The organism is Micromonospora zhanjiangensis (assembly GCF_042650605.1).
Classification (GTDB): Bacteria; Actinomycetota; Actinomycetes; order Mycobacteriales; family Micromonosporaceae; genus Micromonospora_J; species Micromonospora_J zhanjiangensis.
Genome location: NZ_JBHSBN010000070.1, coordinates 1 through 5949, shown reverse-complemented (window position 1 = coordinate 5949; position 5949 = coordinate 1). Strand labels below are relative to the sequence as shown.

Sequence of the window (5949 nt, the reverse complement as noted above, 5' to 3'; positions counted from 1 at the left end):
CCGACTCGGTGAACCAACAGCCGACCAAGTGCAGTGAACACAACCATTGGCTGATCGAGGAGTTCACGAAGGAACCATCCCCATGCTCGCCAGCCAGCCACAGGCGGACCTCGCCCGTTTCCGGTACGGCACCGTACTCCCAGACCATCTGTACCGGCCCGTCGTCGTAGTCGACAGCCAATCGGTACATCGTCGGCGCGGCGCGGAATGAGACCTCCCGCACGAGGCCGTCGAACAACGGCACCCCGCTGATTGTCAGCGCCGTTTTCGCTGACTGCGGAAGCCGCCACGCTGCCACGTCCGTCTCGGTCGCGCGCAGGACACGCCCGCGGCCGGCCCATGACTCGAGTTGCTCCGCCGTTGGCGGTGGCAGAGGCTCACCAGGGACCACGCCCAGACGATAGTGCTGAAGCCTCACCGCTTCTAGTGCCGCCATCGCAGTACTAATACTCCAGCAGGGGATCTGTTTCAGGGTTCGGTGAGGGCGGCGAGGAAGGCGTGTGCGGCGATGACGAGGGTGGTCCAGCAGCCAGTGGTGACCCTGGTGTTCGTCGGCGGCCAGGGGCAGGGTGACGAACGCCCAGTCGTCGTAGCGGTGCCCCTTCGCCCCTTGGCCGGCGGAGATCCGCTGCCACGTCCGGGTCGGCAGGCGCAGCCGTTGACGATTCGGTGAACCAGGGTTCCGGGCATCGATCTTCTCCGACAGCCACGCCCCGGCCACCTGCCCCACGATCGAACACGGCTGAACCCCGCTGCGGCGGTCCGCCCGACGACGGCCACGGCCGAGGTCAGCCGAGCAGGACGACCGTGTAGCCGCCGAAGACCTGCCCCTGTTGGCTCGCCGTGACCCGATAGACGTGCGCCTCGCCGGGCGCCGGTGTGGTGTCGCCGGTGGTGAAGGCGATCTGCTGGTCGTCGCCGACGACCTGGTGCTCGACGGCGTCGCCACCGCCGGTCGACGGGCCGCCGCCGATCGGCGTCGGCGGCGACAGCAGCACGTCACCGGTGGTCGCCGCCTGGGCGGGGAACCGGCCGCGGGTGCCGGTGCGCAGCTGCAGCCACGGCATTTCGTGCGGTGCCGCCCGGGCCACCCGGACCTGGGCGGCCTCGCCGTAGAGCGGGCCGACCTTCAACGTCACCGGCAGCACCGGCGCGGGCAGCAGCAGACCGCCGGCCGCCGATCGGGCCACCCCGGCACCGGCCGCGACGACGTGGATGTTGCGCTGGCCGATGTGCCGGTTCAACGCCGCGTCCCAGGGCGGCGTGCCGAGCCCGTCGCTGGTCTCGTCCCAGGCCCGCACCAGCAGGCATTCGTGGCCGCCGTTGACGAAGGTCGGCACCCAGGCTGTCGGGCACTTCACCACCGCGTGCGAGCGGGCGCTGCCCCGGGCGCCCAACGCGACCACGGTGTGGCCGATCAGGTGCGCGCCGGCCGGTCCGATCCCGAGGGACGGGTCGCACCAGTAGAACTCCACGACCACGTTCGGCGCCTGGGCGAGACCGAAATTCCACACGTGCGCGTACAGGGTGTTCGGTTGCCCGGCGAGCGCGGTCTGACCCAGCTCCGGCGGGACCGGCGGCGCGACCGCCGGGTCGGTGCCCGCCAGCAGCAGGACGTCTGGGCTTTCCCAGAACGGTCCGACCACCGGCCGGGCGCCGAGGTCACCGGCGTTGGCGCGCAGGAACAGGAACGGCAGATAGAGGTCGCCGCGCTGGCCCGGCCACTGGTTCCAGGGCGGGGTGGTGAAGTCGCACGGGTCGAGTTGGCCGCCGGGCAGCCGGCCGGTGGAGACGCCACAGACCCGGCCCGGCCGGTTGGGGTTCTTCCACCCGATCGTGGTGGTGCTGCCGGCGGTCCCCCCGGGCCCGCCCGGCGTGCCTCCGCACCCGCAGTCGGGATCGCCCCGACCACAGTCGCGGGCGCACCCGCAGTCCCGGCCGCCGTGCTGGTGGCCGCCGTGGCCCTGGTGGCCGTGGCAGCCGCACCCGTCCGGGTCGTGGCCGTGGCGGCCCGGCGAGACCTGGCCCGGACAGCCCGGTCCGTGACAGCGGCACCCGCAGCCGCCGTGACCGCCACCGTGCGGACCGCCACCTTGGCCGCCGTCACCCTGGCCACCCCCGCCGCCGGTTGGGTCGGGGCAGTCCTGAGCGGCGCCGGCGGCCTGAACGGTTGACCGGGTTTCCCATCGCGCCGCCGCGGCGCTCCACATGTCGGTCATGATGCCCGTCCCCGGTTCTCCGCCTCGGCGTTCGCTCCCGGCCGGTCGGCCGGGTCGCTGTCGGACTGGCCGTCCGGGCCGAGTCCGATGATCACCACGGCCGGTGGGTCGACGTACTGCAGCTGCATGGGTTCGGCACCGCGCTTCCACCGTGCCCGGTCCAGCCAGGGGGCGGCCACCGGAAGCGGGTAGACCTGGCCCAGATCGGTCTTGCCGGTCTGGTCACCCCGGATCCAGTCCCAGGTCAGATAGGCGAAGCCGCGGTCGGCGTCCAGGTTGAACTGGGTGTCGTAGTCGGTCGGGTTGACCAACCGGCCGACCAGGTAGGCCGAGAACGGCACCGGGTCGCCGAGAGGGCTGAGCCGCCGCCTCGCCTTGCCGATTAGCTCCTCGTTGTACAGGTCGGTCTGCCAGGGCGTCTGCGACTTCTCGTAGTTCTGCCGAGCCTGCGCGTCGAAGCCCGCGTCCGTACGGAAGAAGACCTGGTCCGGGGTGGTTCCTTCCGGGTACGGGCCTGGGCGGGTCGGTTTGACCGGGCCGGCCGGTCCCTTCGGCTCCGCCGAGCCCTTGCTCGGGTCGTACGTCTCGGTGGGGGTCTGGATGAGGGTGTTCTGCCCGCCGTCCTCGAACTCGCTGAACATCGGGTACGCCCACGGGCGGTGGAACTCCCAGTCGTCCGGCTGGCTCCCGTCGGCGTGGAACTGAAGCACCGGATAGAACGGATAGTTCGGGTCCCGGACGGAGTGGCTGATCACCACGCCCTGGTCGGTGTCCAGGTTGCCGAACGGGTCGATCGCGTCGGCGAGGGCCTGCCGGAACGCGCCGTCGATCGTCCCGCCGAGCGTGATCAGCGGCAGGTCGATCTCGTTGGGCCACTTCAGCTCGCCGTTGTCCGGATATCGCTGCTCGCCGTGCGGCATCAGCAGGCCGGTGTGCGCCATCACGTCATGGGTCCTGGTCGCGACGTCCCACACCTTCATCGCCAGTTCGTGCAGCCCCAACCGGGCCGGGAAGGTGATCGGGCTGAGCCCGGCCTTGATCAGGTCACCGATCAGCTTGATGACCGCCGCGATCTCCTTGACCAGCCACTGGACCAGCGCCACGAACACGTCGCAGACATCCTCGACCGGGTTGTCCGCGTTCACCCCGGAGAAGTCCGGTGGCTGGAACAGGTTGGCGAAGTCCGACTGTGGGGGGACGATCACGAAGTCCGGCACCCGCGGCTTGGGCAGCTCCCACCCGCCGTTGAAGTTCAGCTTGTACAGCGTGATCATCAGTCGGTAGGCGGTGGCCACCTCCCAGGGCAGTGGGAACCCCTTCGGCACCGGGAACGGCGGTGGGGGAGCGATCGCGTCGAGCAGTTCCTGGAATGGTCGGTCCAAGCCGTGCCCGGTCACCGACTTGACCGCCGCGGTCAGCTTGCCCTCGTCGATCTGCTGCTGGTAGGCGTCACCCTGATAGATCCTCGGGTGCGGGTGGTCGGCGAACGTTTCCAGCAGCGCGGCCACGATCCCCTCGGCCATCCACAGTGGCATGTCGCCGTCGACGTCGAGCTGCTTCTTGCGCTTGGCCGGGTCGTCCGACAGCGGCGACGGGCGCTGAACGCCGTGCGGGTCGTCCGGGGTGAGCTGCACCGCGAACCACAGCGCCGATGACGACACCTCGGGATAGTCCTCGGTCCGGCCCCACGGGTCGGTGGGGATGGTGCCGCCCGCGCCGCTCTGCGCGTAGTTCCACGCGTCGATGTGGTTCTCGATCAGGTGGTGCCGGGTCGGGTGGTCCCGGTACGGGCCGCCGCACTGTTCGTTGACGAACGAGTGCGCGATCGTGTCGGTGCCGACGTGAGTGATCCAGCCCAGCGCGAAGGCCAGGAACTGCTCGTACCGGTCGCCGCCGCCGGGGCTGTCGTCGCGCAGCAGCTCGGCCCGGTGGACCAGCGCCTGGCACAGGGCCGACGTACGCCGGTAGTGGGTCATGTCGCTCCACAGGAACGACTCCTCGGGGAAGCCCTTCGCGACGACGGTGTTCATCGCGCCCCACAGGTCGGCGAAGGTCGACAGCTCCTGCACGCCGATCGTCTCGATGGCGTTCAGCAGCTCCTGCAGGCCGTTCTTGAACTCGTTGAGGACGCCACCGGTCAGGTCGTCGAGGAGTTCCGACGTCGCGTCGACCAGCGGGCCGATGGTCGCGTTCCAGACGTCCAGGAAGTCGTTCCACATCTTCTGCAGCTTGATCAGGAGCCGGATGATCGCGGTCAGCGTGGTGTCGACGTCGTTCAGGATCACCAGCAGCGGCTCGAAGTCCTTCTCCTTCGCCGCGTCCAGGAAGTAGAAGATGGACAGGGCGAGCATGATGTCGTCCGAGCGCGGGCCCAGGATGTCGTTGCTCCAGTCCTGGGAGAAGAAGAACAGGTCCGGGCCGATCGCGCCGATGGCGGTGAACTTCTCCCACTTTTTCATCAGGTCGCCGCAGGTGACCGGGTCGAGGCCGGCGACCGCGTCGCCGCCGTCGCCCAGGTCCGGCCAATCGGTGAACGTGCCGCCGGCGAGCAGGTCGGCGACCCGCCGCGCCGTGTAGATGTGGGTAAAGTGACCAGGCATGGCGCTGACCCCCAAGCGGCGCCCGATGGTCGGGCGTCATCTCGCAGCGTCGTCCCGGGCGGTCCCGTCGGACAAGAGTTCGCCCTGGTCAGATCGAGGACTGAGCCGGCGCCGGGGCGAGGACTTCCCGCCCACGCCCCGGCTCTGTTACCTGGCGGTCGCCCGGTTGACTCGCAGGGCCCGCAGCACGGTGCCGGGGGTGGCCAGGATGCTCGGGTGTCGGCGCATCTGCACGACGTCGTCGAACCGGCGGGCGATTGTCCGGTCGGTGACCGAGGCCTCGACGATCTGGTCACCCACCCACCGGGACAACCGGTAGCCGCGGGGGTAGGGGCCGGTGACCGAGGACCGGGCCAGGTCCGCCGAGGTGGACAGGCGCCAGGCCGCGTCGACGACGAGGGGTTGCAGCGCGAAGAACTCCCGGGCCGGCCGGCGCGGGTCCGCACCGGACAGCAGGTACATGAGCCACCGCCGGACAAGGCGTCAAAGCCTTGCACTGACCCCAGCAACAGCCCACGGCGGGGAACTATCTGGCCGCCACTGGAGAGAAACCGTGGCAGCCAGCGGGGAGATCTACTGGCCGCCTACGGCGAAATCTGATTGGCCGTTGACACTCCATCGAACCCGGGGAACATCACATTCAAATATTCCGGTGGATAGACGCACCGACCGTCCACAGCAGCGGTGACGCAACCGCACCGACCACCAGGCCGATGCCCAACGGACCGAGACGCGATCTGAGTGGCGCCAGGACGGCGCCGACGACAACGAGCACGAAGACAGGCACGGTGCTGGCCCAAATAAACCAGGAGAACCAGTAGAAGAACACGTCAGCGCGCCGCGGAGACAGCCCTATTCCCGCGATGAATGTCGCGTGTAGTCCGACGCTCACGGCGGCGCCTGTCATTAGTGGAGCCCAAGGGGAACGCTTCTCGAGTTGGTCCAAAGCACGCGACTCCCGGCGAGGATGGTGGACACGATGCTACCGGAATGCGGGCCAGTGCTCCGCGACTACGAGTGCCGCCGCGACCACCACGCCGCGATGGTCGAGTGGGCAATGATCATCATCATGACCCGGCGCCTCGCCCGCCGTCACCGACCTGGCATCCGATCACCACGAGCAGCCTGAC

At 69.5% G+C, this 5949-nt stretch carries 5 protein-coding genes; all 5 read right to left on the bottom strand.

Features of this window, described 5'->3' with window-relative positions; genetic code table 11:
- The coding region (locus tag ACFOX0_RS33715; RefSeq protein ID WP_377553675.1) for an SUKH-4 family immunity protein at nucleotides 1-721 on the bottom strand (721 nt) is incomplete at its 3' end.
- A 67-nt stretch (nucleotides 722-788) separates the two neighbouring features.
- A complete protein-coding gene (locus ACFOX0_RS33710) occupies nucleotides 789-2219 on the bottom strand; it encodes a hypothetical protein (RefSeq protein ID WP_377553674.1) in 1431 nt (476 codons plus the stop codon).
- Nucleotides 2216-4819: a zinc dependent phospholipase C family protein gene (locus ACFOX0_RS33705; RefSeq protein WP_377553673.1), complete on the bottom strand. Its 2604-nt coding sequence runs from the start codon at nucleotides 4817-4819 to the stop codon at nucleotides 2216-2218. Before ACFOX0_RS33705 ends, ACFOX0_RS33710 begins: the two co-directional genes overlap by 4 nt.
- Before the next feature lie 147 nt (nucleotides 4820-4966).
- Complete coding sequence (locus ACFOX0_RS33700; RefSeq protein ID WP_377553672.1) at nucleotides 4967-5281, bottom strand: hypothetical protein; 315 nt, start codon at nucleotides 5279-5281, stop codon at nucleotides 4967-4969.
- 178 nt (nucleotides 5282-5459) lie between these two features.
- On the bottom strand, nucleotides 5460-5648 hold the full coding sequence (locus ACFOX0_RS33695; protein WP_377553670.1) for a hypothetical protein: 189 nt from the start codon (nucleotides 5646-5648) through the stop codon (nucleotides 5460-5462).
- Nucleotides 5649-5949: the final 301 nt, after the last annotated feature.

Excerpts from the sequence above, each read along its gene's own strand:
- ACFOX0_RS33710 (WP_377553674.1), bottom strand. The coding sequence starts at position 2,219 with ATGACCGACATGTGGAGCGCCGCGGCGGCGCGATGGGAAACCCGGTCA.
- ACFOX0_RS33705 (WP_377553673.1), bottom strand. The coding sequence starts at position 4,819 with ATGCCTGGTCACTTTACCCACATCTACACGGCGCGGCGGGTCGCCGAC.
- ACFOX0_RS33700 (WP_377553672.1), bottom strand. The coding sequence starts at position 5,281 with ATGTACCTGCTGTCCGGTGCGGACCCGCGCCGGCCGGCCCGGGAGTTC.